This window comes from Pseudomonas sp. R4-84, from assembly GCF_054130985.1.
This window is the reverse complement of record NZ_CP096390.1, coordinates 3,495,828-3,522,156: the sequence shown is the minus strand read 5'-3', so window position 1 is coordinate 3,522,156 and position 26,329 is coordinate 3,495,828. Positions and strand designations below refer to the sequence as shown.

The 26,329-nt window shown below is 57.8% G+C and carries 33 protein-coding genes; 20 read left to right on the top strand and 13 right to left on the bottom strand.

Annotated elements, in window-relative coordinates; genetic code table 11:
* Window positions 1–10: 10 nt before the first annotated feature.
* From M1D68_RS15900 to M1D68_RS15840, 13 genes are all read left to right on the top strand, one after another.
* Entirely contained in the window at window positions 11–1,153 is a 1,143-nt protein-coding gene (locus M1D68_RS15900) for a DUF3383 family protein (protein WP_457967620.1), read from the top strand.
* 10 nt (window positions 1,154–1,163) lie between these two features.
* Window positions 1,164–1,571, top strand: coding sequence for a hypothetical protein (locus M1D68_RS15895; RefSeq protein ID WP_457967618.1), 408 nt, complete (start codon window positions 1,164–1,166; stop codon window positions 1,569–1,571).
* A gap of 3 nt (window positions 1,572–1,574) precedes the next feature.
* Window positions 1,575–1,976 carry a hypothetical protein gene (locus tag M1D68_RS15890; protein ID WP_457967616.1) on the top strand — a complete coding sequence of 134 codons (402 nt, stop codon included), beginning with the start codon at window positions 1,575–1,577 and terminating at the stop codon, window positions 1,974–1,976.
* A gap of 156 nt (window positions 1,977–2,132) precedes the next feature.
* Complete coding sequence (locus M1D68_RS15885) at window positions 2,133–3,530, top strand: hypothetical protein (RefSeq protein ID WP_457967614.1); 1,398 nt, start codon at window positions 2,133–2,135, stop codon at window positions 3,528–3,530.
* A 2-nt stretch (window positions 3,531–3,532) separates the two neighbouring features.
* Window positions 3,533–4,189: a phage baseplate protein gene (locus M1D68_RS15880; RefSeq protein ID WP_457967612.1), complete on the top strand. Its 657-nt coding sequence runs from the start codon at window positions 3,533–3,535 to the stop codon at window positions 4,187–4,189.
* Window positions 4,189–4,497, top strand: coding sequence for a phage baseplate plug family protein (locus M1D68_RS15875; protein WP_457967610.1), 309 nt, complete (start codon window positions 4,189–4,191; stop codon window positions 4,495–4,497). Before M1D68_RS15880 ends, M1D68_RS15875 begins: the two co-directional genes overlap by 1 nt.
* Entirely contained in the window at window positions 4,494–5,909 is a 1,416-nt protein-coding gene (locus M1D68_RS15870; RefSeq protein ID WP_457967608.1) for a baseplate hub protein, read from the top strand. Before M1D68_RS15875 ends, M1D68_RS15870 begins: the two co-directional genes overlap by 4 nt.
* Window positions 5,910–5,964: 55 nt before the next feature.
* Entirely contained in the window at window positions 5,965–6,336 is a 372-nt protein-coding gene (locus tag M1D68_RS15865) for a hypothetical protein (RefSeq protein WP_457967607.1), read from the top strand.
* A 33-nt stretch (window positions 6,337–6,369) separates the two neighbouring features.
* The gene (locus tag M1D68_RS15860) at window positions 6,370–7,077 is read left to right on the top strand and encodes a Gp138 family membrane-puncturing spike protein (RefSeq protein ID WP_457967605.1); all 708 of its coding nucleotides are present in this window, start codon (window positions 6,370–6,372) and stop codon (window positions 7,075–7,077) included.
* Window positions 7,074–7,421, top strand: coding sequence for a hypothetical protein (locus M1D68_RS15855; RefSeq protein WP_457967603.1), 348 nt, complete (start codon window positions 7,074–7,076; stop codon window positions 7,419–7,421). Before M1D68_RS15860 ends, M1D68_RS15855 begins: the two co-directional genes overlap by 4 nt.
* Entirely contained in the window at window positions 7,414–8,628 is a 1,215-nt protein-coding gene (locus M1D68_RS15850) for a baseplate J/gp47 family protein (protein WP_457967601.1), read from the top strand. The genes M1D68_RS15855 and M1D68_RS15850 overlap by 8 nt, the downstream gene beginning before the upstream one ends.
* Complete coding sequence (locus M1D68_RS15845; protein WP_457967599.1) at window positions 8,628–9,269, top strand: DUF2612 domain-containing protein; 642 nt, start codon at window positions 8,628–8,630, stop codon at window positions 9,267–9,269. The genes M1D68_RS15850 and M1D68_RS15845 overlap by 1 nt, the downstream gene beginning before the upstream one ends.
* Window position 9,270: 1 nt before the next feature.
* Window positions 9,271–10,401, top strand: coding sequence for a hypothetical protein (locus tag M1D68_RS15840; protein WP_457967597.1), 1,131 nt, complete (start codon window positions 9,271–9,273; stop codon window positions 10,399–10,401).
* A 183-nt stretch (window positions 10,402–10,584) separates the two neighbouring features.
* On the opposite strand, the gene M1D68_RS15835 is transcribed toward M1D68_RS15840, so the two are convergent.
* Window positions 10,585–11,409, bottom strand: coding sequence for an alpha/beta hydrolase family protein (locus tag M1D68_RS15835; protein WP_457967595.1), 825 nt, complete (start codon window positions 11,407–11,409; stop codon window positions 10,585–10,587).
* The gene (locus tag M1D68_RS15830; protein WP_457967593.1) at window positions 11,406–12,521 is read right to left on the bottom strand and encodes an acyltransferase family protein; all 1,116 of its coding nucleotides are present in this window, start codon (window positions 12,519–12,521) and stop codon (window positions 11,406–11,408) included. Before M1D68_RS15830 ends, M1D68_RS15835 begins: the two co-directional genes overlap by 4 nt.
* 96 nt (window positions 12,522–12,617) lie before the next feature.
* On the opposite strand from M1D68_RS15830, the gene M1D68_RS15825 reads away from it, so the two are divergent.
* Entirely contained in the window at window positions 12,618–13,151 is a 534-nt protein-coding gene (locus tag M1D68_RS15825) for a glycoside hydrolase family 19 protein (protein WP_457967591.1), read from the top strand.
* The gene (locus M1D68_RS15820) at window positions 13,148–13,663 is read left to right on the top strand and encodes a lysis system i-spanin subunit Rz (RefSeq protein WP_457967589.1); all 516 of its coding nucleotides are present in this window, start codon (window positions 13,148–13,150) and stop codon (window positions 13,661–13,663) included. Before M1D68_RS15825 ends, M1D68_RS15820 begins: the two co-directional genes overlap by 4 nt.
* Here M1D68_RS15820 and M1D68_RS15815 read toward each other — a convergent pair.
* The 8 genes from M1D68_RS15815 to M1D68_RS15780 form a co-directional block, all read right to left on the bottom strand.
* Complete coding sequence (locus M1D68_RS15815) at window positions 13,641–14,336, bottom strand: SOS response-associated peptidase family protein (protein WP_457967587.1); 696 nt, start codon at window positions 14,334–14,336, stop codon at window positions 13,641–13,643. The genes M1D68_RS15820 and M1D68_RS15815 overlap by 23 nt on opposite strands.
* Before the next feature lie 27 nt (window positions 14,337–14,363).
* Window positions 14,364–14,732, bottom strand: coding sequence for a hypothetical protein (locus M1D68_RS15810; protein ID WP_434676245.1), 369 nt, complete (start codon window positions 14,730–14,732; stop codon window positions 14,364–14,366).
* A 381-nt stretch (window positions 14,733–15,113) separates the two neighbouring features.
* On the bottom strand, window positions 15,114–16,226 hold the full coding sequence (locus tag M1D68_RS15805; RefSeq protein WP_457970751.1) for a phage integrase Arm DNA-binding domain-containing protein: 1,113 nt from the start codon (window positions 16,224–16,226) through the stop codon (window positions 15,114–15,116).
* Window positions 16,226–16,438 (bottom strand): hypothetical protein, encoded by a 213-nt coding sequence (locus M1D68_RS15800; RefSeq protein WP_083368497.1) that lies wholly within the window; start codon window positions 16,436–16,438, stop codon window positions 16,226–16,228. Before M1D68_RS15800 ends, M1D68_RS15805 begins: the two co-directional genes overlap by 1 nt.
* 85 nt (window positions 16,439–16,523) lie before the next feature.
* On the bottom strand, window positions 16,524–17,270 hold the full coding sequence (locus M1D68_RS15795) for a hypothetical protein (RefSeq protein ID WP_457967584.1): 747 nt from the start codon (window positions 17,268–17,270) through the stop codon (window positions 16,524–16,526).
* Window positions 17,267–17,587 (bottom strand): hypothetical protein, encoded by a 321-nt coding sequence (locus tag M1D68_RS15790; protein WP_457967582.1) that lies wholly within the window; start codon window positions 17,585–17,587, stop codon window positions 17,267–17,269. The genes M1D68_RS15795 and M1D68_RS15790 overlap by 4 nt, the downstream gene beginning before the upstream one ends.
* 72 nt (window positions 17,588–17,659) lie before the next feature.
* Window positions 17,660–17,860 carry a hypothetical protein gene (locus M1D68_RS15785; protein WP_457967580.1) on the bottom strand — a complete coding sequence of 67 codons (201 nt, stop codon included), beginning with the start codon at window positions 17,858–17,860 and terminating at the stop codon, window positions 17,660–17,662.
* Between the two features lie 44 nt (window positions 17,861–17,904).
* The gene (locus M1D68_RS15780; RefSeq protein ID WP_457967578.1) at window positions 17,905–18,423 is read right to left on the bottom strand and encodes a DUF4406 domain-containing protein; all 519 of its coding nucleotides are present in this window, start codon (window positions 18,421–18,423) and stop codon (window positions 17,905–17,907) included.
* Window positions 18,424–18,816: 393 nt separating this feature from the next.
* Here M1D68_RS15780 and M1D68_RS15775 point away from each other — a divergent pair, with 393 nt between their 5' ends.
* The 3 genes from M1D68_RS15775 (at window position 18,817) to M1D68_RS15765 (ending at window position 21,396) form a co-directional block, all read left to right on the top strand.
* On the top strand, window positions 18,817–20,007 hold the full coding sequence (locus tag M1D68_RS15775) for an HNH endonuclease (protein ID WP_457967576.1): 1,191 nt from the start codon (window positions 18,817–18,819) through the stop codon (window positions 20,005–20,007).
* A gap of 440 nt (window positions 20,008–20,447) precedes the next feature.
* The gene (locus M1D68_RS15770) at window positions 20,448–20,588 is read left to right on the top strand and encodes a hypothetical protein (protein ID WP_457967574.1); all 141 of its coding nucleotides are present in this window, start codon (window positions 20,448–20,450) and stop codon (window positions 20,586–20,588) included.
* 580 nt (window positions 20,589–21,168) lie between these two features.
* On the top strand, window positions 21,169–21,396 hold the full coding sequence (locus tag M1D68_RS15765; RefSeq protein WP_457967572.1) for a hypothetical protein: 228 nt from the start codon (window positions 21,169–21,171) through the stop codon (window positions 21,394–21,396).
* Here the strand turns inward: M1D68_RS15765 and M1D68_RS15760 are convergent.
* Window positions 21,353–21,817, bottom strand: coding sequence for a hypothetical protein (locus M1D68_RS15760; protein ID WP_457967570.1), 465 nt, complete (start codon window positions 21,815–21,817; stop codon window positions 21,353–21,355). The two genes, M1D68_RS15765 and M1D68_RS15760, sit on opposite strands and share 44 nt — an antisense overlap.
* A 104-nt stretch (window positions 21,818–21,921) precedes the next feature.
* Window positions 21,922–22,797 carry a LysR family transcriptional regulator gene (locus tag M1D68_RS15755; protein WP_434648193.1) on the bottom strand — a complete coding sequence of 292 codons (876 nt, stop codon included), beginning with the start codon at window positions 22,795–22,797 and terminating at the stop codon, window positions 21,922–21,924.
* Between the two features lie 99 nt (window positions 22,798–22,896).
* Here M1D68_RS15755 and M1D68_RS15750 point away from each other — a divergent pair, with 99 nt between their 5' ends.
* Together M1D68_RS15750 and dctA are read left to right on the top strand one after the other, a co-directional pair.
* On the top strand, window positions 22,897–24,066 hold the full coding sequence (locus tag M1D68_RS15750; RefSeq protein ID WP_434676246.1) for a mandelate racemase/muconate lactonizing enzyme family protein: 1,170 nt from the start codon (window positions 22,897–22,899) through the stop codon (window positions 24,064–24,066).
* Window positions 24,067–24,166: 100 nt separating this feature from the next.
* Complete coding sequence (gene dctA / locus M1D68_RS15745) at window positions 24,167–25,474, top strand: C4-dicarboxylate transporter DctA (protein ID WP_457967567.1); 1,308 nt, start codon at window positions 24,167–24,169, stop codon at window positions 25,472–25,474.
* An 81-nt stretch (window positions 25,475–25,555) separates the two neighbouring features.
* On the opposite strand, the gene M1D68_RS15740 is transcribed toward dctA, so the two are convergent.
* Window positions 25,556–26,317 (bottom strand): SDR family oxidoreductase, encoded by a 762-nt coding sequence (locus M1D68_RS15740; RefSeq protein WP_457967565.1) that lies wholly within the window; start codon window positions 26,315–26,317, stop codon window positions 25,556–25,558.
* Window positions 26,318–26,329 lie beyond the last annotated feature (12 nt).

Genomic DNA, 26,329 nt, shown 5'->3' with positions numbered 1-26,329 from the left:
AGCTAGCACAGTGAGCTATCCAGCTACCAACATCATCCGGATTAATGCCCGGATCAGCCCGGCAGGCCTGGGCAATGCGAACTTTGCCAGCGCCATGCTGTTCGCCCCTGAAACCGAACTGCCGGCTGGCTTCGTCGCTGACACGTACCGGACGTACTTCTCGCTGCCTGCGCTGGCGGAAGACTTCGCCGACACCACCGAGACTTACAAGGCCGCTCAACGCTGGCTCGGCGGCATTCCCGCCACCCGCGAGCTGAAGGTCTGGGGCGCAGCGACCGCCGACGCAACGCGCGTCGCGACCCTGAACAAGGCCCGCAACATGCTCTGGTGGTACTGGACCATGTGGACCGCGCCGATTCTGGCCGTGAAGGCGGACGTTCTGGCGATCGCCCAATGGTGCGAAGACAGCACCAGCATGTTCATCGACAACCAGGCCGGCGCGTCGGTCGTTGAGATCCGCGACCCGAGCGACGTTGACGACATCGCCACCCAGCTGACCACGGCCGGCTTCCGCCACGTCTACACCGCTGCGCACGCGACTGACGCCTATTCCGGCTCGGCGCTGGCCAAGCACTTCGCCGCGGTGAACTACAGCGCTGACCGGTCGACCATCACCGGCGAATTCAAGAAATCGCCGGGCGTACCTGCGGAGTCGCTGGACGGCACCGCCTATACCGCGATGCAGAGCGCCACGAAGAAAGCGACGTTCTACACCGTCGTGGACAACCAGGGCTCGATCGATTCTGGGCGCTGGCTGAACACCACCACGCACAGCACCTACGGCGAATTCATCGACGACGTAGTGAACCTCGACGCGTGCGTGAACTTCCTGACCACGGCGCTCTACAACGCTGTCGCCAACCAGACCACCAAGCTTGCCCAGACCCCGGTCGGCCAGGCTGTTTTGATCGGCGCTGCCCGGGCGACCATGCAGCAGTTCATCAACAACGGCTACCTGGGCCCGCGCAACTACATCGACCCGGACGACGGTCTCGAGAAGTACACCGCTGGCTTCGAGATCCTGACTCAGCCGGAAGACATCCTCGACTTGTCGGAAGCTGATCGCAACGCCCGCAAGTCGGCCCCGCTGCGAATACGCCTGTTCCGTGCCGGCGCTATCCACATTGTCGACGTCGATCTCGACGTTTATTAATAGGTGACCCATGAGCCTGAGTAATTTTTCGACAGACCTTTGCGTTGTCACCATCAATGGCCGGCAGATCCAGGACTGGGGTGACACCGCAACCCCATTCACGGACGCGCCGATCGATGCCCGAAGCCAGTTGCGCCGAGGGCAGGGCGGCAACGCAATCCGCCTCGACCGCATCAACCCGGGCCGGGAGGTGAATATCTTCCTCAATCCCGGCTCGGCAGACTCTGCTTACGTGCAGGGCCTGCTCAACTCCAACGCCAACGTCACGCTGACCTTTACCCAGATCGGCACGCTGGAAACAGCCCTGGGCTCGGAAGGGGTGATCGTGAACGATGGCCAGCGCGGCCGGGCCGGTTCAACCATCACGGACGACCAGTTCACGATGCAGTTCAACATCTGGGAAGCGACAAGGGGCTGATAGATGAGCGTGAAACAATTCACCGTCGGCGGCGCGCTGTACAACGCCGCCATGGCAAGCGCTGTCGATCAGGACCGCCTGATGTCCCTGCTGTCCGCCGCCGTGCTGGAGCGATTCGCCACTGCGGCCCAGGCCAGCGTGGAGGTGGACAGCAACGTCCTCTCCATGATGTTCATGTCGATGCGTCAGGACGTGAAGGCTCAGGTCGCGCAGGTGCTCATGACTCGCGTCTTCATCAACGGCACGGAGCGCCCGGTCACCGTCGTCGACTTCGGCGGTCGGATGGTCCACTACAACCAGCTCCTCGCCGAGCTGCTGCGCTGGAATCTCTCCGATTTTTTCGACTGGCTGCCAAGCGCCGCAAAAGACGCTCGGCAGGACGAGGCGGCAAGCGCAGTTCAGTAAATTGGTTCCTCATGCGGCCATGTGTTGGGGTCGTGGGCATCTGCCCGCCGCTCTGCACCTGGTCGCAACTCGCTGACGGAACACTCTCCATAGCGGACGTCGAGCGCTTCAACCAAGCCATGGACGAACTGTGGGATCAATACGAGGCTGTGAAGAATGGCTAGCAAAGTCCTGAAGTCGTTCCTGATCGGCATCGGCTATGACACAAAGGCCCTTGAGGCGGGCGACAAGAAGATCAACGCCAGCCTCAACGGTATCAAGTCCGGAGCGCTGAGTATTTCGGCGGCACTGGTTGGCGCCTTCGGTGCGGCCGCCGGCTCGATTGTCGGCGTGGCCGGGCGCGTGGATAAGCTGGCGATGTCTACGCAGAACCTGCGCACATCCCAGGCCGCCGTGTACAACTACGGCAACGCCATCAAGCTGATGGGGGGTGATGCGGCTGACGCGCTGGATACCCTGCAGCGCTTCGAGGAGATCCAGAACAACTTGCGCCTCAAGGGCGATGCCGGGCCGATCAATGATCTGGCAATGGCCGGCCTGGACGTGAGCACGCTTTACGAGACGCAGACCGGCGAAGAGTTCATGCGCGCGCTGTCGGCCATGATTCCGAACCTGGATGAGGGCCAGCGCTCGGTCGTTCAGAGCTCCCTGGGCCTCTCGGATGCGGCGTTTCGCTCGCTGGCCGGTGGCGTGGAAAAGCTCGACGACACCATGAAGCGCGCCAGCGGGCTGACTGGCAGCGTCGACCAACTGACCGATGACGCAAGGAAGCTGGCCGAGAACTCCAGCGAGTTTGGCCTGATCATCGAGGGCATCAAGAATGAGCTGGCAGATAAGTTTCTGCCGAGCCTGGTCGGTGCTGGAGACGCAGTTAATAACTTTCTCAAAGAGTACCGGCCAGAAATCAGCAAAGCCGTTGATTATGCGGCCGACAATGCCGGAGCCACTGCGGCGCTGGGCGGTTCGGCGACGGCGGCCCTCACGGGGGCGGCAGCCGCAAAGCTTGGTCTCGGGACGGTTGGCGGGGCAGTAAGCAAGGCAGGGACGGCGGGTGTCGCGATAACGGGCAGCGCAATCGGTGCGAACGTGCTCAACAGGACGCTCGACGAATACGTGCCCGGGTACGGCGAGGCCTCTCGCGGCTTCGATGAGCTGCTGAAGAGCGCAACCGGTCTTGATCGGATCAAGGGGCCTATGGAGCTGCTGTTCGGAGGTGAAAGTCCGACATACACCCCGCCACCAGCGGAGGAAGAGCCGCAAACATACAGCGGCCAGGTTATTCGCTCCCAGGACGATATCGACTACCTCAACCACCGCGACCGGTCTGCGTCGGACAGCCTGCCGCCGGAAGCCTCGTCAACTCCAGAAGAGGACCGCCAGGCTACCGCTGAGGCCCTGGCCGGAGCACTGAGTCGCGCGCCGATCAAGGTTGAGAACCAGCTTGGCGTGACGCTTCAGCTCGACGGCCAGGCGCTGGAGACAAAAATCATGCAGGTCAACGAGCGGCAGAACTACGAAACCCTGAGCGACCTGAAGACCACCACGGAGCGATAGCCTTGAGCATCATCAATATCTTCACGCGCCAGGCGCCGACCATTGCCGGCTACTCGTTCGACGCGGTGCTGGAGGATACGTTCGAGGCTACGGTGACTATCACCTCTGTTCCGATTGAGTCGGGCGTCAGGATTGCGGACCACCGCATCTTGAATCCATTCAAGTGGGTGATGACCGGAGCAATCAGCAACAACCCGGTGAAGGTTCAGCTGACGGACTTCTTGGGCGGCGCGCTATCCAACCTGACGGACAACCCAATTGTTTCGACCGTGGCCGGCCTGTCGGCTGGCTTCCTGGCCGGTAGCGACGAGACCAGAGCGAGCACGACGCTCGACTTCCTGCTGTGGCTCATGAGGTCATACGATCCCTTCGACATTGACGCCGGGGACATCTTGCTCAAGAACATGGCTATCACCCGCCTGTCGAGGACCAAGGAGCCGCGCAACGAGGGAGGCCTGGAATTCGTCGCCGAGCTTCAAGAAGTAATCAGTCTTGACCGGATAGTCCGTGATACCGAGTGCTCACTGCCTCAATTGCGGGATGGAGATCCATCTAAGAGCGCGCTGGCTCGGGCAATTGAAAAGGGCCAAGCAATCGCCAAGGAGGCGAACGAGGCTGTTTCGAGTGCTGTGAACAACATAATTGATGGGGTGGTTTAATGCTTGTGATCCCGCTCCTCCCAGGCGCCGCGAATGCCCACCAGCGATTTTCGGTCCAGCTCGGTGACAACCTGATCGCCTTTGAGGTCGACTATGTGTCGTACCTCGACGAGCCGGCCTGGTCGATGAACCTTCTGCGCGATGGCAGCCGGATTGTGCCCGGCGCAATGCTTGAGCCTGGCAGCGACATCATCCAGAGCTATCGCACCGGCATCGGTCAGATGGTCTTCACCGGTAACGACGTCACGCTGGACAACCTCGGCGTAGAGAACTTCCTCGTTTGGATTCCCCCACTGGTGGAAATATGAGAGAGCGTGTTTGGTCGATTGATATCAACGGCCAGCCCTATATCAGCCCGCAGTCGGGGCGCCGCCAGTTCCGCGTCCAGTTCAATATCGATATCGCGCCGCAGAATGCAATTTCTTTTGCAGATATCCGACTTTACAACATGAACAAGGGCTCACAGATCGCTCAACGATCCAGCATCGTGTTGCGCGCTGGCTATGACGACAACGTCGATGCGGTGTTTACCGGGTTTGTGACGAACGTGTTGCGTGAGCGTGAGCCTGGAGCGCCGGAGATAATCACCCGCTTGATATGCAAATCGGGACAGCCTGCTGTTGACCGATCTTCCTCTCAGCTGTCGTTCGGCGTAGGGACAAGAGTAGAAGAGGTTATCCGCGCCCTGGCTGCTGCGTGGCCCCTGCCGATCGAGATGGATAACACGCAATTCGCCGACGCCAAGCCTCTATCGTCGGGCCTGGTTGTAGATGGCGACATTCCCGCAGCAATGAACACTCTGGCTTACGCCTACAAATTCGAATGGATGCAAGATCGGGGTCGTATCATCGTCACGAAACCAAACATGCCGCGCACCACCTCATTGGTCCAGGTAGATCAGTTCAGCGGAATGATCGGTATCCCAGAGGTTTCGCGCGGGCCCGACGGTCTCGGCGTGTTCGTTGCCGTCCAGCTGAACCCATCGCTCCGAGCCAATGGGAGGATAAACGTACAGAGCGAGTTCGCCACCTTTAACACTGGCAACCTGTTCGTTTCCGAGCTGAGCGGCGATGCCACGGCTAATGGCGAATACAACATCTTCGCCATGAAGCACGCAGGCGATTCGCATAGTGACCTGTGGCGTACCGAAATCGACGGGCTCCGCGCGGGCACCACGCCAATGGCAACGGAGACGGCCACCAAAGAAAACGGGAAGCTGATTTGGGGCGCCAGGGTTGACCAGGCGTTCCGCGTCAAGGTGCGGGAGATTGCCGACCGACTGTCCATGGACCCGAATTGGCTCATGGCTGTGATGGGGTTCGAAACTGGCTACACCTTCAGCCCTGCGGCCCGCAACCCGGGAAGCACGGCAACGGGCCTGATCCAGTTCATCGAGTCCACAGCGCGAGGCCTGGGCACGTCTACTGCGCAGCTTGCGCGGATGACAGCGGTTCGCCAGCTTGATTTCGTCGAGTCCTACTTTCAGCCGTATTCTGGACGCATCCGCAACCTGGGTGATGCTTACCTGGCTGTCCTATGGCCTGTGGCTGTTGGGCGTCCGGACTCGTATGTGATGTGGGAGCGTGATTCAGGCCCGTATCAGCGTGAGTATGCGGCGAACTCAGGTCTTGACGTGAACCACAACGGATTCATCACCCGTGGCGAGGCCGTGGCCTCCGTGAACACCTCCTATATGCGTGGTCAGCAGTTTGTCCGCTAGACCCCGATGCCGTTGACCTGATAAATGTCAGGTCATCAATCAAGGTGTGGTGATCATGAAAAGAGGAAGAGGTTTGTTGTTCGGCGGGGCAGCTATCGTCCTGGTGTTTTCTGCCAGTGCGAGCGCGCTCGGAGCGGATGCCAACCAGGAAGCGCCAGCGGCGACGAAGTGCTACAGCGCCACGGCCTACGTGATGTCGGGAAGGTTTGTCCGCGCTAAGGTCGCAAACCCAGCCACGGCGAAGTTCCCGCCATACAAGACCGCCGGCGTCAACATTCGCGAGCTCGGGCCGTGCCAGTACGCTATCGACAGCTACGTCGAGGTGCAAGGCGAATCCGGTCAAATCCTCCGCCATTACTACACAGCAATCATGAAGGGCGACCTCAATGGTGATGTGTGGCGAGCGGAAAACCTAATTATTGAATGATGCCGCCGCCTCCGGCGCGGCGGGGGTGGCTGAATGATGGAACCAGAAGGCCGCGCAAAGCAGGCGAGGCTGATCCGCGACGCTTTCCGTGAGCTGATGAAAGGGGTGCACACCTCAATTCCCGGGCACATCCTGACCTTTGACCCGGTTACCCAGCTTGCCCAGGTCCAGGTCGGTATCGTCAGGGTAGACATCAATGATGCCGAGTTCATGCTCAAGCCAATAATCGAGACGCCAGTTTATTTCCCAGGCGGCGATTACTGCGTCGAGTATCAAATTGATCCTGGGTGCGAGGGTGACATTCTGTTCTCCCAGCGCTGCATTGACGGCTGGGTGCAAAGCGGCGGGGTGGCGGCCAATCCCATTGGTCGCTTCCACAACCTGCAGGACGCCATGTTCCTGCCAGGGTTCAGGTCACGCCCAAACGCGTTGCCGGCCTTCCAGAACAACGGCGTGCGCCTTAGAAACCGGGCTGGCACTCAATTCGTTTGGCTGAAGAACGACAACAGCATCTCCATGGATAACGGGGTAGCCAAGTTCGATGTTCTGGCCGACGGCACAACCCTTATGCAGAACGGCGCCGGCATGTTTCAACTGCTGGCTGACGGGTCGTTCCTGATCAACGGGCTGAAGATCACACCGGACGGCGACGTGATTACGGCCACCGGTATTTCCCTGAAAAATCACAGGACGTCCGGCGTTACGCCTGGATCCGGAACAAGTGGAGCACCAGTGACATGACCGTTCGCAGACTGGACGAAAACGGCGACATCGTGACGCGCGGCCAACAGTTCATCAGCGGCAAAGAAGAGATCGCCCAGACGGTAATGACCAGGCTCCGCCTGTTCCTGGGCGAGTACTTCCGCGACATCACCGACGGCACGCCGTGGTACGAGCAGATCCTCGGCAAGTTCACCAACTTGTCTGCCGCCGAGGCCGCATTGAGGGCGCGCATCGCCAACACGCCCGGCGTGATCCGCCTCACCAGCTTCTCCGCCGATTTCGACATCACCACCCGCCGCTACAGCGTGACCGCTGGAATACTCACTGAGTTCGGCACGGACGAGGTAACACTGAATGGCTAGCCTGACTTCGACCGGCTACGTGCTACAGACGCAGAACGAGTGGTTCGCCCAGGAACGTCAGTTCTACGTGGACATTGATCCGCTCTGGAACCTCGATCCATCCACGCCCGACGGCCTGAAGATGGCGCATGACGCCGAGATCTTCTACGCCCTGGATGAAACGCTGCAGCGTGCGTACAACTCGAAAGACCCGAACAAGGCCAAGGGCAACGACCTCGACATTATTTGCTCACTGACCGGCACCATCCGCTCCAGCGGGTCGCGCTCGAGTGTAGAGCTGACGCTTACGGCTACCCCAGGCACCGTGATTTTGAAGGGGAACCGGTTCGAGTCGGTCGTCACTGGCAGTCGCTGGTCGACAGATCAAACCGTCACGGCAGATGGCTCGGGGTCGGCCACGGTCAATGCAACCTGCACCGTCGCAGGTCCAACCCAGGCAGACGCAGACACCATCACTCGCATCGTGGACGTGGTGGCCGGCCTGGCGTCGGTGAACAACGCCGACCCAGCCACCCCCGGCACTGACGCCCAACGGGATGAACAGCTCCGCGTTACGCGCGCAACGGCAGTCGGCCGGCCTGGCAACAACCAGATCGACTCGATGATTGGCGAGCTGTTCGGGGTCTCCGGGGTTCGGCGCGTCAAGGTCTACGAGAACGACACCAATAGCGCGGCCGTCACTGCCGACAACCCGCATGGGCTTCCCGCCCATTCGATCGCCCCTGTGATCGATGGCGGAACCGACGACGATGTCGCCATGGCGATTTATCTCAAGAAAAACCCCGGAGCATTGCTTTATCAGGCTGGTACGCCGTTCGAGGTGCTGGTCACGTCGCCGAAATATCCGACCAACCAGAAGCTGATCCGGGCGAGCCGTCCTATTTACGTGGACATGATCACTGTCATCAACGTAGCAAATGACGGGACCCTGCCACCGAACGCGGACCAGCTCATCAAGGAGGCGGTGATGGAATACGCCGCCGGCGACCTGATCCCGGCTGACATCGGCTTCAAGATCAGCGGGTTCGATATCGGGGAAAGCGTGCCGTACAGCAGCATGTTCACCCCAATCAACAAAGTCATCGGCGCCTATGGCAACAGCTACGTGACACTCCTCCTGCTCAACGGCGGCTCGGCCAACGTGACGATTGCCTACAACCAGATGTCCCGGTGGACCGAGAGCAACATCACCGTGGTGATCACCTGATGAACATCCCAGACCGCATCTACGCGCAGTACAGAGACAAGCCCAAGGCGGTGGACTGGTACCAGATCGCAAGGACGCTGGGCGGGAGTATCGAGGACGCGGCGGAGGCGGTCCGAAAAAGCTACGACATCGACAACGCAAGCGGTGAACAGCTGAGCGTGCTTGGTCGCATCGTCGTTGTTGCTCGCAGTTTTGTCGGCTCGATACCGATGGACCCTGGGCTGTTCGACCTGACTGACGGCGATGAGTTTGGTGATGACGAGGCCATGTTCAGCGCCCTGACGATTGATCAAGACGGACAGCTATCGGACGAACTTTACCGCCTGGTCATCAAGGCCAAGATCATCAAGAACAACGGCGACGCCACCATAGAGAACATCCTGGACGGGATGAATTTTCTGGTTCCGAACGCCGAAGTTCTGCGCGTAACCGACGGCGAAGATATGTCGTTCAGCATCGAGTTTTACGGGCAGATCACCAATCTGGAGCGGTTTGCGCTACTCAACGCAGGGCTGGTCCCGAAGCCGCAGGCAGTGAGATTCAACGGGTTCCTTGAGGGATTCGAAATGGTCGAGTTCGGCGATGTAGATGCTGAGTTCGGTGACGAAGACGCAGAATTTGCAGGATATATAGGGGCTTAACATGTCGTTGAAGCTTAACGAGCGCTACCCGGGTCGATTCAGCAACCCAACCGCCGGCTACCCTCAAGGGTCGTTTAAAAACAGAACAACTCCTGACGCAAAGGACGGATCGTATCTCGAAAAAGACTGGGCGAACGACAAGGAAGGCTTCTTTCAATCGCTCTTGAGTGCTGCCGGTCTTGTTGCGAATGGCGCCGTTGACTCGGTAGGTGCGTCTCAGTATTACAGCGCCCTGACGACTATTATCGGCAGCCTTGCGCCAAACCCTCCGGATGCATCGACAACCGTAAAGGGCATCGTCGAGCTGGCAACATCTGCCGAGACGCAAGCGGGGGCCGATGCTGTTCGCGCCGTGACTCCAGCTGGGCTAGCGTCGGCTGCGACCGCCTCAACGCTTGACGCCACGGCTGGGAGACTTGCTCGGATTGGCGACTTTGGTCTCGGCGGAATTGGGCCGAATGCTGAAAATGCAGACACCATCACCGCATCAGGCGTGTATACCGTTTCGTCAGGGACTGGCGGAACCCTGCCGTCGACTGGATTGCTAGGAACATTGCTGCATTTGGAGCGCAACAGTTCCCTAGGTCGTGCGCAGATTCTTGCTGACTCTTCTGGGGTACTGTGGAACAGGACCACAGTGTTTGGCACTGGCGCTTGGCGTGCTTGGTCTACCATCACGCCAGGCCAGGCAAGTACCACTGCTCAGGGTGTTGTCGAGCTTGCGACAAGTGCAGAAACTACAGCGGGTACCGATACCATACGTGCAGTAGTTCCCAGCGGTTTGCAGACAAAAATATCCGGAGTTGTCTCAGGACCATATCCTATTACTCCAGGTGCTCAAGCAGTTTTCAACCACAACCTCGGCGTAATTCCGTTCATGGTTGAGTTCAGCTTTGTTTGCCTTACTGCCGAAGGTGGCTGGTCGCCCGGAGACGTGATTCATCGTGGGAACTGGTATCAGAATTCTTCAGGAACAGACATCTCGGTCGGAATATTCTGGTACGGAGAAACGACCACTCAAGTTACTTTTGGAATCGGTTCTGTAGCAATGCTGTTGCCAACCAAAACCACTGGCTTTCGGTTTGGTGCCACGGCTTCAAACTGGCGGTTTACTGCGAGGGTGATCGGATGAGTGGAGAACTGAAATTCTTTGTAAATGACCAAGGCACCTATCTAGGTGCCATGGGAGGGGAGTTGTTGCCAGAGTCACCGCATCCTTACCCCGCGGGAGTGGAGGTTGGATCGGCTCCCGATAGCATGTCTTGCCGATGGGACTTTTCGCAGAAGATATGGTTGCCTCCGGAAGGCACCGTTGCTACTTAGGGGCAGACATTTGCTTGTCCGTTGTGGTCGCCCGCTGTTGCTGTGCCAGGGCCCACGCAGCGGCTATGTCATGCTCGCTCGTTGAGTGCCCTTTCTTTGGTGTCACGATTGCAGTCAGATCCACGGCGTCTGGGTTCCCCGCCTTCGTTATTCCGGAAACCAAGGACAAGGTTTCCGTAGTTCCAACCCTGTCGTCATCATTGTTGATCTGGATAAATAGGTGTTTCTTCGAAAGGGCCTGGTAATAAGGTGTCAGGCTGTATACCGATTTATTGGCTTTGGAATTATCGAACTCTCGCAAGCGGAATACATCGGTTACGGGAGCCATGGCGATTACGGTATCGATACCCGGTATTTCGGCAGCCGCCTTCATTGCGATGTATCCGCCACGAGATACGCCGAGGACGGTGACGTTCGCTAGGCGAGCTTTATGTTTGTTTGCTACATCGCCGAGCACAGAGTTTAGATTGTTTATATAGCTCTCGAAAATGTTGCCGCTGGTTTTGTCTGCTCTGGCTCGCCAACATTCCAAACCAGTTCCTTCTTTTTTGCTTGTGTCCTTGCCGTGGCATGGAACATCAACAGCCGCTACGCTATAGCCCTTGGCGGCCAAAATCTTTCCAATAGGGCTGTAAGTATTGGTCATTGATTCCTTTATGTCGGTCGTAATAACTATCAGAAGCGGACCGTTCGGTTCGCCTTGGTGATATCCGTACTCGACGCCTGATTTTGTTTTGTCAATAGTGTAATCATCTGCTGATGCGATAGCAGGCAGCAGTATTGTTAAGGCAAAAGTGATGCTTTTTAAATCAATCATTTTGAGGTAACCAGTCTCTTGGTGTTCAGGGCAAGCGAACGGAGAAGCTTTTTGTTCTCAGCGTAGTGGGCGATTAATTTGGCAGCTGCGATTGAGAAGACAATGGTTAGCGCGCCGACGATTACAGAGTTCGTCACTGATCCATAAATATATTGCTGAGTAGCGCCGAGGATGAACAGCATTATGGGGAAGTGGATAACGTAAAGAGTGTAGGAGTACCCGGCTTGCTTGTGGAATAGTACAGGGAATCGCGCGCCGCCACCCATGATAAGGGCCATGAAGGAAGCGAACCACAGGCCAGAAATCAACCGGAAGTGATTCATTCGATCCAACCATATGCCGTTGCCGAGAGGCTCCGCGAACAGAACAAGAGCGACTGCCAGGGCAACGGCGGCGGTAAGCAACACAAACAACCAACCGAATAGCCTGTTGTTCATTTGCGGTGTGCGCTGGTGCAGGAACGCCAGGGCGAACCCAGAGAACCATATGGGAGCCAACATATAAAACAGCTGGTTCTTACGCGTGATAATGATCGTGATTACCAAAAGAGCGATTGCCGCTGCCTTCCGCGAAGGCCACAAAAATAAGGCGGCAGCAACTACGTAATACCAAGCCTCAATCGACAAACTCCATAAAGGGCCGTTTGCGGTTGGTGTTGTGGTTTTGAACTCGTTGAGAAACGCCAATGCGCCGAACAACTGTTTAGCGACTGCTGTGAACTCGGTTCTCACGAATTTCGCGCCAGGTATCGTCAACAGTTGTTGAGTTCCGGAAGGGAAAAATAACGGGGCGAGGGCAGCCAACAGAGCAATCAGGATCATTGCCGCAACCAGGGGCGGATAAAGCCTAAGTGCTCTGTCTCTCGCGTACTGCTTGATGCTGAAGCCTTGATTCTTTGCGATGTTGTTGCAGACCGACTTCCCGATGAGGAAGCCGCTGAGCACGAAGAACACCATCACTGAAAGTTGAGTGAAGAAGCCAACGAAAACCGAGCCTGCTTTTAGCGTCGGCAACAGGATCGTTTGGTTTGTGTGGCCGAGCAGCACCACCAGTGCAGACAGCGCCCGGATGGAATCCAGCTGCTGCGATTGGTCAGGAGTGATACGAGACAAAGTGAGTTTCCATTCCATTGATTGTGTCGGACCCGGTACATCATACGGGGTGGCACTATGCCCGCCTAGCGCGGGTTTTTTGGCCCGGAGAAAGCCATGCCAGTTACCGCGCAGCAGTTGCTGCAGATCCTCCCGAACGCCGGCGCCAAAGCCGGCGTTTTTGCGCCTGCCCTCAACACAGCTATGGGCCGGTACCAGATTATTGGCCGCCAGCGTGTGGCCGCCTTTATCGCCCAGGTCGGCCACGAGTCTGGTCAGTTGCTGTGGGTGCGTGAGATATGGGGCCCGACCGCGCAACAGGCCAGGTACGAAGGGCGTTCCGATCTTGGCAATACGGAAAAGGGCGATGGGTCGAAGTATCGGGGGCGAGGCCTGATCCAAGTCACCGGCCGAGCCAATTACGCGGAGTGCGGTGAAGCGCTGGCCCTTGACCTGATCAATCAACCTGAGCTGCTAGAGCAGCCCGAGCATGCGGCTATGTCGGCTGCGTGGTTCTGGTCAACTCGCGGGCTGAACACCCTTGCGGATGCCGGCGAGTTCGAAAGAATCACCCGCCGAATTAATGGTGGGCTCAACGGGCTGGCCGATCGACTGGCTCTTTGGAAAAAGGCTCAGGCGGTGCTGGCATGAGTACGACCTCGCTGAAGCTGATGATTGCGGCCGTGGCCTTGGCGTTGATCCTGGCTATGAGCGCGACATGGAAGATCCAGGATTGGCGGTATGGCGGTCGGCTGGCTGAGCAGGCGGGACTGCACCAGTCCGACCTGGACAAGATCAGCAGCGCGGCCGCCGCCCAGGCCCAGGCAGAGCAAGTCAAGCGCCTGGCCCTGGAGCAGCAGCTGTCGGCTAGCGAACAAACCCACTATAAGGAGCTGAGCAATGCCCGGCGTGATCAAGATCGTCTGCGCGATCGCCTTGCCACTGCTGATGTCCGGCTGTCAGTCCTCCTTACCGAGGATCCAGCCAGTTGCAGCCCAATGCCTGCCACCCCCAGCGCCAGCGGCGTGGTTCATGGAAGAGCAAGAGCCCAACTTGACCCAGCGCATGCTCAACGAATTATCGCCATCACCGACGCCGGCGACCGGGGGCTGATCGCGCTGCGGGCGTGCCAGGCCTACGCTAAAGAAGTGAGTCGGCGATAGGCCTGATCAGCTCCGGGCCCTGGTTGCGAACATTGCCGATAGCGCGATCCACCTTAAACCACTCGAAAGCCTCAGCCGGTTCGCCCTGGTGCAGAGCTATTTGCTCTGCGCGTTCCTTCGGTGTGACCGGGTCAAGCCATTCCCGGGCAAGCTCTGGCGTCAGCACCACGGGGCGGCGGTCGTGGATGTCGACCATGCCGCCCGCGCTGTCGGCGGTGATGATGACGAAGCCGTCGTGCTCGCCCGGCTCCCGGCCGCCGGTGGGGAACTGGCCGATGGAGGCGCAAAGGACCGGTGCCTGGTCTCTTCGGCGGATCAGATAGGGCTGCTTCTTGGGGCCACCCTCATCGACCCATTCAAACCAGTTGTTGATCGGCGTTATGGCACGGTTCGGCCAGATCGGCCGGTAGAACGGGCCATGGGCCACTTTCTCCACCCGGGCGTTGATAGGTGCAGCGCGGTCTTTGGCCCAAGCTGGGCGCCAGCCCCATCGCACCAGGTCAGCATGCAGTGTTTCGTCTTCCTGGTGGAGTAGGGCAAGCTGTTGCGACGGCGCGCCGTTGTACCGACCCAGGGGCTGATCACCAATTGTGCTGACCAGGGCGTCGGGCATGAGGCTCAGTACAGCCACGAAGTCGTGGATGCCGGTGTATTGGGAGAGTCGTCCGCACATATAAACCCCTCAGGTGATCCGATTCACTCATTGCCCGAGTATCACATCAGGAAGGCTGTCGCCCTCATATACTTTCAGTCGATTGTATAGCTCGGCAATCAAGGCGCTCTGGCCTGCTATCTTCGACCTCGCCGCGTTCGTTAAGGTCGTGTGCTCCAGATAATGGTCGCTCAGAGTCTTCTCCACCGCCTTCAGCTTAGCTCGAAGCTTCGCGCATTCTTTGGCTTCAGCGGCGTGCATTTCGATCAAACCGAAAATGTCCTGGCGCGCTTTGCGCAACTGGGTCGTGAGCTCCTGCACCTCGTTCTCTAGCATGAGGCAAGAGTGCTTGTACATTTCCAGGGGGGTGGGGGTACCCAGCCAGTCGCTGGTGTCTTCGATTTCATACGGGTCCATGACCATGCCTTGCTTGATACTGTTTGGATATACAGTAATCGAGGCGCGATGATCTGGGCGAGGGCGAGGCGACGAGCTGTAGGGTTTGGATTGTGTTCGGTCGGCAGGACGCCGGAGGACGGTGCAAAAAAGGCGATGGGACTTTTTCGGGGATTCGCTGATTCCTGTTTGGCTCAGTAGGGCACTGTTTGCAGCGAGCGCCGTGAGGAGAGCCAATAAATGCTGGGCTTTTGACCCGTTTTCAAGCATGGGGTGCTAGGGGTCGAGTGTTCGAATCACTCCGTCCCGACCATATTATCTGATAAAAATCAGACACTTAAGCCGATCAGATAGATCGGCTTTTTTGTGTCTGCGCAAAACCTGCGCAAAACTCGCGCAAAACTAACCCGTGATTTCGCTGATATTCAGGTCGGGGATTGCCTCCGACCACACGATATCTGCGTGATCCTTCTGGTAGTTCCTGGTCATGCTCTCGCTGGCGTGACCGGCGATTGTCTGGCCATCCTTGCCGGCTTTTTGGTACAGGTGCAGCGACAACGCTCGCACTTCGTGGAAGCCCGGCATTTCTTCTTCCCTCCACCCCTTGTAACACCCTGCCAGTTCCCGAGCCTCTTTGAAGGCTCGCGTTAAATACCGCTCTTCGACCTGTGTCCAATGATCCTTCGTCTGCGCTTGCTTCTGTTTCAGGCGATCCGGGCGCCGGTGGACCAGGTACGGGGAAGCAATATCATCCCGGCACCGGCTGATGACGGCTTGAAGTTCTTCGGTCACCTTGAACCGAATCCAAGCAGCATCGCTGGCCTTGGCCGTCTTCTGCTGTACCACGTACAGATAACCCTCCCGAACCCCATCAAATCGCATGTTCAGAATGTCGGTACGCCGCTGCGCGGTGATCAGCGCTTGATCGATTGCGTTCTGCAGCCAGGCCGGCGACTTTTCTCGAATGGCCTTCAGAACCTCGACGGTGTGCCGCTTGCGCTGCTTCTTCTCGATCCGGTTGATGGTGCTGGCCGCTGGGTTATCCGGGCATAAGCCCTTGACCGCTGCGTGGTTGAAGATGTCGATCAGCAGCGCCCGGCACTGATTTGCCGTGCGCGGAGTTAGCACATCCAGCATTTCGGCGATCATGCGGATCGTGATTAGATCCACGGCCTTGCCTTCGAAGTGTTTTCGAAAGCGGCGGAAGTGGACTGCGTACAGGCCCAGGGTGCCCTTGGCAAGCTCGCGCGGCGGAAGCACCTTGGCTTCGTAATGGTCCAGAAATCCGGAAAAGGTTGCGGATGAACTGCCTAGCACGGCGCCCACTAGGTCTGCGCCGCGCATGAACTCCAAATTCAGTTGCTTTGCTGCATCGATCGCTTTGACCCGGTCCGAGCCGAACGGGAACCACTTGCCATCAGTAGGGCGGCGATATCGATAAGTCGAGCGCCGCGCATCGAAGTAAAGGTTCTGCGGGAGGTTCTTGTTCGCCTTGTTGCGCGGCCGTGGCACCATCATGCAGCTCCTTTCAATACCATTGCGACCAAGTCATTACCGTCCGACCGGCTGAATGCTGTCCAATCAACGTACCAGAGTTTGCCGATTTGCTCGCCGGGCACCTGGCCGTTGCGGATGTAGTTGCGGATCGCCTGGGGGCAGGGTGGTGTGCCGTTTTCACCCCAGCGCCGGCGCTGGAATTCACTGATCTTGATCAGCTCTTTCTTCATTGGTGTGCTCCATGCCGCGCGTGGCGGCAGAAGGTGGTGAGGGGTTAGGCTGATATCAGGTGGGCCATGTAGAGCAGGGGGAGGATCATGGCGTCACCCGCTTGAACTCGACGACCCAGACCCAGGGGTTGGCATTCCAGTCCCCGCCGACGCTTTGCCACAGGTTGCCGAAGGCGTTGCGCGCCGAGTCGAGGCACTGTTCGTGGCTGTTCGTCTTGTCCCACATCCAGCCTGGGCGCTGCTGGTGTTTGCTGGCCGGGTATTCGCACTCGGTTGCGTCACGGATGCCCCGCCCGCCGTGGAAGCAGGCCTGGCCGTAGTCGGTGAAGAAACAGCCCTCGGCCTGGGCCTGCTCATTGGTGATGTCCTGCAAACGCTCGACGCGCACGTCGGTGATCTCCAGCAGGATGCGGCTTGTCCAGCGCTGCATGTGGATGCTCGGACGGGACTTTCGCGGATAATTCCAGTGGGCAACAGAACCGTTGTACTCGGGATCTCCGCAGCCGGCGTACAGGACCGGCTCCCCGTCGGCGGCATATCGCGAGAGGACGGCGCCGTTGGCGTAGTCCGCCTCGGTGGTTTCGCGCACCCACAGCCGGTCGCCGGGCTTGCCATAAGGTGAGCCCCAGCACATGAGGTCGGCGGCTTCGATGGTATTCCCGCCAACTGCGCCATCCTTACTGTTTGGCGCATGGCCGTCCCACTGGAACCATTTTCCGTCCCAGTTCGGTTGCGGCTTGATTACCCGCCGCGTCACCGTCTTCCGGTCTTGCAGGATGGCGCGCACCATCGGCGCCGAGAACAGGATCGGCCGTTCCTTGATAGCGGTCATGGCGTCACCGGCCTTACCCACACGCAGATCGGGCCGTCCTCGGTATCGTGGATTGAGAAGATGAACCACCCTTCACCGACTGGAACGGTCGAGTCCCAGGCCGCGCAGTCGGCGATACCCTCCGAGAGCCAAGACGCCTGAACCTCTTCTGGCGCGTCGTATTCGAAGGCCAGTTCGCGAGCTTCCAGGCCGCGCGCGTCAAACCATGCGTACGGAATCAGGTCGTCTTCGGTTGATGGCCAGGCCGGGTGTGTCCAGCACCCTGTAGAGTCACGCTCAACTGGCATCGACTGGATCAAAACATTTTCTTCAGACATGACTTCGTCCTTGCCGCTATAGCGGCTGACTTTGAAGGGGGGATGGGAGGGGTGAAACGAAAGAGTGAGGCGCTAATTCCAGCGAACGTCGAGTTCTGAAATCTGTTGCTGCAGCTGCTCTATGAGTTCAAACCAAGAATCGAAACCATTGGATTCGTTCTGGACCAGGAACAGGTAATAACCTCCGGTTTCACCTGCGCGGTCATCCTGAATTTCTATCGTCCAACCGGCGTATTCGCCAGTCAAAATTGTTCCAGTACGAATGATCTGCATGTTGGTCGGGATCCAGACAATGTCTGAAATAACAGCTGTACTTTTTACATCAGCTCGGAAAATGTTGGTACTGCGGCATTCACCTTCGATACCAGATCAAGGGCATTCACAACCCGCATGCCGAGCTCGCGGGCAATGTGCACTTCGAGCCGGGCGCCTTTAGAGTTCTCCCAGCCGGGCAACACCGCGATCTGACCGCAGAGGCCGAGGCGGGTCAAGTCATAGGCCATGTAGTCGGCCCAGTCGGCTTCCTCGACGACGCCATGCTCTGCTGGGTTCTCAACGACGTAGCCCCGGGCGCGCAGCTCGGCGTCCATCGCGTTGAAGGCCGAGAAGTTGAAGTCTTCGAAGCCAGTCATGGGCCCGGCCAGGTACAGGCGGTTGGAGCGGGCGGCAGCGAGCGTGACGCCGCCCTTGGCCAGCTGCATGCCGCGATTCATACCCATCGCATAGGCCTGGTCCTGGAAAGCGATGAGCTGATCCGAGAATCGCTCGGCGTGCTGCTGGTGCAGGCGCTCAATGGCGGCGTGGTCTTCTGGGTGGTTTCGGTTTTCTGCGGGCATGGCTATGTCCTTGCCGGGGCATGCCCGGGCGGTAGAGTGGGAGGTTGGAAAAAGCCCAAGAGGATCAGTGAAGGCGGTCGCTTCAAAGTGCGCATACCGAAGAGTCGTGACGGCATCATCGACTCATACCTGCACCGGAGCGCTACTGCATGAAACGAGCACTTGAAGAGCTGATGTACCAGATCCTGGTCGATCTGATTTTTCGCGCCTTCGCCTGGCTGTCCGACTATATTTCAGCCGTTCCATGGTCCTGAGTTATGCCGCTACTGCCTGCCGTTCCTCAACGCGCCACGGGTCGTTGGCTCCTGCAAGAGCTGCCATTGGCGGCGGGCTGACGCTGTTGCGGTCGCGACGTGATGTCAATATGCTCCTACTACAGACAAGGAGGTGAGCATGAGCAAATACGCGCCATTAGCAAATCATCTGAAAGCCCAGTTAGAGGACTCCGTCGAGCTGACATTTACGCACATCGACTCCTTAGTAAGTGGCCTGCCACCCAGCGCAAGGAACCATGACGCTTGGTGGGCGAACTCACGTACCGAAGACAGCCATACTTGGGCCCACCTTTGGATTTCTGCTGGGTGGGAATGCTCGGTTGATAGGGAAAATGAAATCGCGGTATTTCGTCGTGCTTCCCAAAGTCCTTCCAGGCCAGCGCATCGTTATTGGTGGGTCAACCATAAGCAAACCCACCTTGATGAATACTCTGGCGGGTACATTTGGGCACCCAAGACAAAAAAGAATGGCGACTCCAATGAGGGGTACTTGAACCTTACGAAGGCGAAAGTCGGCGACCGGATCATTTCCTATGCAAACGGCGTCATCAAGTCTATTGGTGTCGTGACTCATGGCCATGTCGATGCACCCATTCCGAAAACTCATTGGGAAGCAGCTGAGTATTGGGGACATTCCGGATGGCAGGTTTCGGTGGAATGGATGCCGCTGAAGACACCCCTACGTCCCAAACACTATCTTGATCGGATAGCGCCGTTGCTCCCTGAGAAATATTCTCCAATTCAGAAAAACGGGGATGGCAACCAAGGAATCTATCTCGCGAGTATATCGCAGGAGCTTGGCAATTTAATTCTCAGCTTGGTCTGCGAAGTCGACCCGACCGCAGTCCAGACCGTTAATGAAGTCGAGATTGAGGGAGAAAACGCGCTCCAGGAACAGGTTCTCCGGTCTTCTGATATCCCCGAAACTGAAAAGCAGCAGTTAGTCCGCTCTAGGATAGGGCAAGGGATTTTCAGGATGCGGGTAGCTCAACAGGAAAAACGATGCCGGCTCACGGGTGTCGATAACCTAGCGTTTCTGGTGGCAAGTCATATCAAACCTTGGAGAGACTCTGATAACGAGGAGCGCCTCAGTGGCAGTAACGGTCTCTTGCTATCCCCTCACGTAGATAAATTGTTCGATAGGGGTTGGATATCCTTTTCAGATGATGGGCGGGTCCTGATTTCAGCACAGGCAAGCTCCGTCGCGCAGGCATGGGGATTGGCCGGGACCCCAAATGTTGGTGCTTTTGATCCTCTCCAGCGGACCTTTCTAAAATACCACCGCGAGAAAATCTTCAAAGGCGCATAGACAGGCCTCATCGGTTGGCGTGATTCGTAATTAATGGCTATGACTTGTAGAGCTCACACTGACCGGAGGTCGGCATGAGACTGCAAAGCGACGTAGATGCGCTCGCGGCAATAGGAAGACGCGAGGGCGATGCTTGAATGGGTAGGGTTACCCGACAGCACCCAGAAGCTTGCGATGGTTGTTTTCCTTCGCCAGGTCATTGACCTTGCTGCCTACACGGAGTCGGCGGGGCTGATTGCGGAGCAGTTGGACTGCGACTGATCCACGCCGGCTGGCGTGATTCGTTGAAGTGGGGTAAATAGACTCGAAAACTAAGGTATTCAATGAACAGTCTTAAGTTGTGTCTTACCGTATTGCTTTGCGCGTGCTCGATAATTTCCTGTTTCTGCTGGGCGAAGTCCGCTATTGCAAAAATACCTGCGAAAATTCCAGGGAGTCACTTGGTATGGATCGACGAAAGCGGTTTTGAAACTGATCTCGTAGCTACCGCGCAGGCGCAGACTAAATGGAACAAGGTGGCCGCAGGTTTTGCTTCCGTAGCAGCCATTGCTCAAGGCACCCTGGTTGCGATCACCTGGTAGCATTGCCGCCCTCCGTGACCGGTGGTGGCAATTTGGTTTTGATTAGGATTGAATGCTGCGAATATTCCACATGGATTGGATGCAGATATGTCGAAAGCGCGCGCGCTACGAGCCTTAGCAATCGCCCTGGTAATTACTGCCACCAGTGGCTGTATCTCATACACCGAAAAAGCAGCTGAAGGATTACCGGATTCTGACGTTGCGCGTATCGGCCTAACCAACAAATCACTGTTCATTGCCAGTGTTGACGGCAGGAAAACCAATTTTGCACTCGCTACCCAGACAGAATATCGACTCACTGCGGGTAGGCATCGACTGGAACTCAGGTATTGGGTAGGCACTGCCAGTTCTTTGAATCGTAAGCTCCGTGACGTTGATCTTGTCGCTGGTCGCTTATACAAGCTTACAACCGCCCCCAGTGACACCTGGTGGGACATGATCATTGTCGACACGAGCACCGGGGAGCGAGTGGATCGGCACGTTCCGCGCCGCTAACCGCCCTGATGCTGCGCCCAGTGGCATTTTGGTTTGGGTTGGGGTATTAGGGGTGACCGGCGTGGGGCCGGGACAAGGAGAAACTATGGAAGCGCACTTCGAAAAAATGCCAATCCCGGATGGGCATCGGCTGGTAGCTACGGGCATGGAGGCCAAAGGTTCACGTCGTGGCCACGACATAGACATCTATCAATACGATGAATTGAGCGCCGACGGGGAAGTTGTCGCCTCGTACGAGGTAGAAGACAGCACTTCGATTTATCCGCCATTCAACCGCTACATTGAGGTTTCAAAGTCGGCAAAGGCGAAATAATTCCATCGCCGGGATTGGCCGCAATCTCCGCCATGCTCTTTTCGTAAAATGATCGCGACGCCTTTTCTGGAATCTCATAGGGTGTCGTGACATTCTGCAGCATCCAAGCCTGCGTTTCGAAGTCCGCGCCGATCAAATTCTTCATCAGCCGCTGGTGAATATCCTGCTGGTTGTCAATGCCGTGGGCCTTCATCACCTGCTTGAGGTCGGCCTTGAACACGCCGGCCACTTCAACTGTGAACTTCTCGATGCCCAGCTTTGCAGCTGTGTCTGCTGCCTTCTCGCGCTTCGCCGCTGCTTGAGCGCTTCCGCCGTCGGCTGCTGTGTTTCGGCCATGGCCTGCTCCCTCGATTCCGCTGGCTGGGATGTCCAGCCATGTTTGCCTTCGGCGCTGGCGCACCTGGTTGTTGACTCGCCTCATTGCGGCCCTGGGAATTTGATCCCGTTTTCGCTGGCTATCAGCTTGGCGCGCTTCAGGTCCGTGTCCATTGCCTTCAGATGAATCTCAGGCCACGCGTGATAAGCCTAGACGCCCACCCTGGACCAGAACTCTTCTGCGGATTGGCTAAGTGGCGCCGTCGGGCGGGTCAGGTGAATTTCCAGTGGGATATCCCAACTCTCGTCCAATGCCCTGACTAAGCGCCCGTCCAGGATCTCCTGCTCGGTGAGGCTTTTGGGTAGCCATGCGACTCCTTTGCTTTCCAGTGCCATCGACATCAGCACCGCCGCGAGGTGGCTGCTGAAGAGGGGCTTGAGGTGGAGGTAGTCTTCCTTGCCCTGCAATCGATGAGCAACGATGCGCCCCAATCCTGATTCATGGGTGTAGGCGAGGTAGGGCAATGCCGCTGGGGTGGTGCCAAAGTTGGCAGAAGCACTCGCCAGGGGAACCAGGACGTCTTCGCCAACTTTCTTACCCGTGAACTGGTCAGGCGCCAGCAACGGGGGAACGTCGGGATGGCGGTGACAGAGCAGAAACTGAACCTGTCCGTGTATCAGCATTTGCTCACAGACGGCCATGCTACCTGAATGCAACTGCACGGCCTCGATGGGGGCGCCGTGTTCTGCGCCGCGGAGCCATCTTGGGAAAAAGGTAAACGACAGGGAATGGGTTGCAGCGAACTGCAATGATCTGGCGGCCATTCCCGCCACTTCCTGAGCCTCGTTGCGCATTCGGTACAAGCGCCGCGCGGCTTCCTGGGCGCTCGGCAATATTTGCCTCCCCGCTTCGGTCAGCGTCGCGCCATGGGGCGTGCGGATGAACAGCTGTACGCCCATCCAATTTTCCAACGAGCGCACTCTGCGACTGAACGCTGGTTGAGTGACGTGCCGCGCTTCAGCCGCCCGAACAAAGCTCCCATATTCCGCGAGTGCTGAAAGGTCTTCGAGCCAAACGAGTTCCAAGGGCCATGCCTCCTGTGCATAGGGTGCGGCATTAATAGCATTGGGCGGGAAAGATCGCAAAGCCTAACGTGGGGCTACAAACAACAAGAGGAACCCCTCATGCGCATCGTCGATATTCGTGAAAAAACCGTTTCCATTGCGTCCCCAATCGCCAACGCCTACATCGACTTCTCCAAAATGACCTGCTCGGTCGTCGCTGTGGTCACGGATGTGATTCGCGATGGCAAACCCGTGATCGGATACGGTTTCAACTCCAATGGCCGCTACGGCCAGGGTGCCCTGATGCGTGATCGTTTCCTGGCGCGTGTCACCGAAGCTGAGCCCGACACCCTTGTCGATCATGCAAACAACAACCTGGATCCGTTCGCGATCTGGAAGACCCTGATGACTAACGAGAAGCCAGGCGGACACGGAGAGCGCTCGGTCGCAGTTGGCACCATCGACATGGCCGTATGGGATGCCGTCGCCAAGATTGAAGGCAAACCGCTCTATCGCCTGCTGGCTGACCGCTACCGCAATGGCGTGGCGGATGACAAGGTCTGGGTCTATGCAGCGGGTGGCTACTACTACCCTGGCAAGGATCAGACAAAGCTCAAGGCGGAAATGCAGAGCTATCTGGATCGTGGCTACGATGTGGTCAAGATGAAGATCGGTGCGGTGCCACTGGACGAAGACATCCGTCGCATCGAAGCGGTACTTGAAGTGGTGGGGGACGGTCGTCGATTGGCGGTCGACGCCAATGGTCGCTTCGATCTTCAGACGGGTATCGCTTACGCGGAAGCCATCAAAAAGTACAACCTCTTCTGGTACGAAGAGGTCGGTGATCCGCTTGACTACGCATTGCAGGCTGAGCTGGCCAACCACTATGAATTGCCCATGGCCACCGGTGAAAACCTGTTCTCCCACCAGGATGCTCGCAACTTGTTGCGCCACGGTGGCATGCGGCCCGATCGCGACTTCCTCCAATTCGACTGCGCACTGTCTTATGGCCTCGTGGAATACCTGCGCACCCTTGAAGTCATGGAAGAGCTGGGCTGGTCTTCCCGTCGCGTAGTGCCCCATGGCGGTCACCAGATGTCCCTGAACATCGCAGCCGGCCTGCACCTGGGCGGTAACGAATCATACCCAGACGTGTTCCAGCCATTCGGTGGGTTCGCCGATGGGATCAAGGTGGAAAACGGCTACGTCGGTCTGCCGGATATTCCGGGTGTGGGATTCGAAGCCAAGTCTGCCTTGTATGCAGTCATGCGTGAGCTGGGCGAAGGCTGATCACCCTCAAGCTGCGGCCTGCGGGAGCAGGCCGCAGAACCAGGCGCCGACCACCGGCGCCAGCCCACAGCCCATCACAAAAATAAAATGAGGTGCTTCCGTGGAAAATTCCAAGTCCCGCTGGTATAGCCAGCTGTACGTGCAAGTGCTGATCGGTATCGTGATCGGCGCAGCAATCGGTTACTTCGTTCCTGATATTGGAGCCAAGCTCCAACCCTTTGCCGATGGCTTCATCAAACTGATAAAGATGCTATTGGCACCCATTATTTTCGGCACTGTCGTGGTCGGCATAGCGAAGATGGGCAACATCAAGGAAGTCGGTCGGATCGGTGTGAAGGCATTGATCTACTTCGAAATCCTGTCCACCATTGCTCTGGTTGTCGGTCTTATCGTCGTCAACATCGTGAAGCCTGGCGTGGGTATGAACATCAATGCCAGCGCGCTTGATGCAAGTGCTATTGGCAAATACAGCCAAGTTGCGAATGAACAGGGCGGCACCGTTGAGTTCTTCCTCAATATCATCCCGCAGACTTTCATTGGTGCGTTCTCCAATGGCGTCATGCTTCAGGTCATCCTGCTTTCGGTATTGATGGGAGTTGCCCTGGTTCAAATGGGCGAAACCAGCAAGCCGTTGATCAACACCATTGACCTGTTCTTGCAAGGCCTCTTCAAGATAGTTGCGATGGTCATGCGCTTGGCGCCGATTGGTGCTGGGGCCGGTATGGCATTCACTATCGGCAAATACGGAATTGGGACCTTGTTCTCACTCGGACAACTGCTTGTCGCGCTCTATGTCACGACGTTGATATTCATCATGGTCGTGCTGGGTACGGTGGCGAGATGGTCGGGCATGCCGCTGATGCAGTTTTTGCGTTATTTCAAGGATGAAATCCTCATCACGCTGGGCACCTGTTCAACCGAGGCTGTGTTGCCGCGAATGATGGTGAAGCTTGAAAAGCTTGGCTGCAAAAAATCAGTAGTGGGGATGGTGCTGCCTACGGGATATACCTTCAACGCTGACGGCACTTGTATCTATCTCACCATGGCCGCCATTTTTATTGCCCAAGCCACCAATACGCCGCTGACTTTCGTGGACCAAATGATCCTGCTTGGCGTGTTCCTGCTGACGTCCAAAGGCTCGGCTGGCGTGGCGGGCGCTGGGTTTGTGACATTGGCGGCAACGCTCACGACCATCCACTCCATCCCGTTGGTAGGCCTCGTTTTGCTCTTGGGGATTGACCGGTTCCTGAACGAAGCGCGGGCTGTGACCAACCTCATTGGCAACGGCATCGGCACCATCGCCATTGCCAAGTGGGACAACTCTTTCGACGTCGAGGCCTGCGAGCGTGAAATCGCCGCAATGAAGCAAGACAAGGCTGCGAGAAAGGCATTGTTGGCGCAAAAATAATCGATAAGGCCTCCGGTCATTCCGCTTCAGCGGCATGACCGGCTCTGGCCTCCAGGCTTCGTTCCAATGAGGCCATCCACGTCATTTGCCCCCCGTCACATCAAGAAATGTCCCGGTCACAAACGACGCCTCCGCGCTGGCCAGCCATAGAATGGCCCGCGCCACTTCCTCCGGCTGACCGCCACGCCCCATGGGGATGGAATCCTTGACCCGATCGACCCGTCCCGGCTCGCCGCCGCTGGCATGCATTTCGGTGTAGATATGCCCGGGGCGGATGCAGTTGACGCGTATGCCTTCTCGGGCCACCTCTTTGGCGAACCCGATAGTGAACGTCTCCAATGCTCCCTTTGATGCCGCATAGTCGACGTATTCATTGGGGCTGCCGAGGCGCGCCGATGCCGAGGAGATATTGATCACGACTCCGCCGGGGCCGTTGTGCCGGTGGGACATGCGTTTCACTGCCTGCTGGGCGCAGAGAATCGGGCCGATGGAATTGACTGCGAAGATGCGCTGCATGCGTTCGAAGCTGAGGTCCTCCAGGCGTGACTGAGCCGACAGCATCCCGGCGTTATTGACCAGGACGTCGATGCGTCCGAACGAGCAGTCGATGGCTGCGAATAGATCGGCGACCTGCTTGGGGTCCGAGCTGTCGGCGCGCATGGCCAGCGCGCGCCGTCCCAATGCCTCCACGTCCGCCACCACGGTCAGTGCCGCGGTCTCGTTGGCGATATAGCTGATGGCGACGTTGTAGCCTTGTGCGGCGGCCAGCCGCGCGGTGGCGGCACCCACGCCGCGGCTTCCACCGGTTATCAGGATCAAGGGCGCCTGCGGGATGTCAGCCATTGGGAATATTCT

What these genes read in the sequence shown, in the direction of transcription:
- M1D68_RS15895 (WP_457967618.1), top strand. Translation starts at nt 1,164, where the DNA reads ATGAGCCTGAGTAATTTTTCGACAGACCTTTGCGTTGTCACCATCAAT.
- M1D68_RS15890 (WP_457967616.1), top strand. Translation starts at nt 1,575, where the DNA reads ATGAGCGTGAAACAATTCACCGTCGGCGGCGCGCTGTACAACGCCGCC.
- M1D68_RS15885 (WP_457967614.1), top strand. Translation starts at nt 2,133, where the DNA reads ATGGCTAGCAAAGTCCTGAAGTCGTTCCTGATCGGCATCGGCTATGAC.
- M1D68_RS15875 (WP_457967610.1), top strand. Translation starts at nt 4,189, where the DNA reads ATGCTTGTGATCCCGCTCCTCCCAGGCGCCGCGAATGCCCACCAGCGA.
- M1D68_RS15870 (WP_457967608.1), top strand. Translation starts at nt 4,494, where the DNA reads ATGAGAGAGCGTGTTTGGTCGATTGATATCAACGGCCAGCCCTATATC.
- M1D68_RS15865 (WP_457967607.1), top strand. Translation starts at nt 5,965, where the DNA reads ATGAAAAGAGGAAGAGGTTTGTTGTTCGGCGGGGCAGCTATCGTCCTG.
- M1D68_RS15860 (WP_457967605.1), top strand. Translation starts at nt 6,370, where the DNA reads ATGATGGAACCAGAAGGCCGCGCAAAGCAGGCGAGGCTGATCCGCGAC.
- M1D68_RS15855 (WP_457967603.1), top strand. Translation starts at nt 7,074, where the DNA reads ATGACCGTTCGCAGACTGGACGAAAACGGCGACATCGTGACGCGCGGC.
- M1D68_RS15850 (WP_457967601.1), top strand. Translation starts at nt 7,414, where the DNA reads ATGGCTAGCCTGACTTCGACCGGCTACGTGCTACAGACGCAGAACGAG.
- M1D68_RS15845 (WP_457967599.1), top strand. Translation starts at nt 8,628, where the DNA reads ATGAACATCCCAGACCGCATCTACGCGCAGTACAGAGACAAGCCCAAG.
- M1D68_RS15840 (WP_457967597.1), top strand. Translation starts at nt 9,271, where the DNA reads ATGTCGTTGAAGCTTAACGAGCGCTACCCGGGTCGATTCAGCAACCCA.
- M1D68_RS15835 (WP_457967595.1), bottom strand. Translation starts at nt 11,409, where the DNA reads ATGATTGATTTAAAAAGCATCACTTTTGCCTTAACAATACTGCTGCCT.
- M1D68_RS15825 (WP_457967591.1), top strand. Translation starts at nt 12,618, where the DNA reads ATGCCAGTTACCGCGCAGCAGTTGCTGCAGATCCTCCCGAACGCCGGC.
- M1D68_RS15820 (WP_457967589.1), top strand. Translation starts at nt 13,148, where the DNA reads ATGAGTACGACCTCGCTGAAGCTGATGATTGCGGCCGTGGCCTTGGCG.
- M1D68_RS15815 (WP_457967587.1), bottom strand. Translation starts at nt 14,336, where the DNA reads ATGTGCGGACGACTCTCCCAATACACCGGCATCCACGACTTCGTGGCT.
- M1D68_RS15810 (WP_434676245.1), bottom strand. Translation starts at nt 14,732, where the DNA reads ATGGACCCGTATGAAATCGAAGACACCAGCGACTGGCTGGGTACCCCC.
- M1D68_RS15805 (WP_457970751.1), bottom strand. Translation starts at nt 16,226, where the DNA reads ATGGTGCCACGGCCGCGCAACAAGGCGAACAAGAACCTCCCGCAGAAC.
- M1D68_RS15800 (WP_083368497.1), bottom strand. Translation starts at nt 16,438, where the DNA reads ATGAAGAAAGAGCTGATCAAGATCAGTGAATTCCAGCGCCGGCGCTGG.
- M1D68_RS15795 (WP_457967584.1), bottom strand. Translation starts at nt 17,270, where the DNA reads ATGACCGCTATCAAGGAACGGCCGATCCTGTTCTCGGCGCCGATGGTG.
- M1D68_RS15790 (WP_457967582.1), bottom strand. Translation starts at nt 17,587, where the DNA reads ATGTCTGAAGAAAATGTTTTGATCCAGTCGATGCCAGTTGAGCGTGAC.
- M1D68_RS15785 (WP_457967580.1), bottom strand. Translation starts at nt 17,860, where the DNA reads ATGCAGATCATTCGTACTGGAACAATTTTGACTGGCGAATACGCCGGT.
- M1D68_RS15780 (WP_457967578.1), bottom strand. Translation starts at nt 18,423, where the DNA reads ATGCCCGCAGAAAACCGAAACCACCCAGAAGACCACGCCGCCATTGAG.
- M1D68_RS15775 (WP_457967576.1), top strand. Translation starts at nt 18,817, where the DNA reads ATGAGCAAATACGCGCCATTAGCAAATCATCTGAAAGCCCAGTTAGAG.
- M1D68_RS15765 (WP_457967572.1), top strand. Translation starts at nt 21,169, where the DNA reads ATGGAAGCGCACTTCGAAAAAATGCCAATCCCGGATGGGCATCGGCTG.
- M1D68_RS15760 (WP_457967570.1), bottom strand. Translation starts at nt 21,817, where the DNA reads ATGAGGCGAGTCAACAACCAGGTGCGCCAGCGCCGAAGGCAAACATGG.
- M1D68_RS15750 (WP_434676246.1), top strand. Translation starts at nt 22,897, where the DNA reads ATGCGCATCGTCGATATTCGTGAAAAAACCGTTTCCATTGCGTCCCCA.
- M1D68_RS15740 (WP_457967565.1), bottom strand. Translation starts at nt 26,317, where the DNA reads ATGGCTGACATCCCGCAGGCGCCCTTGATCCTGATAACCGGTGGAAGC.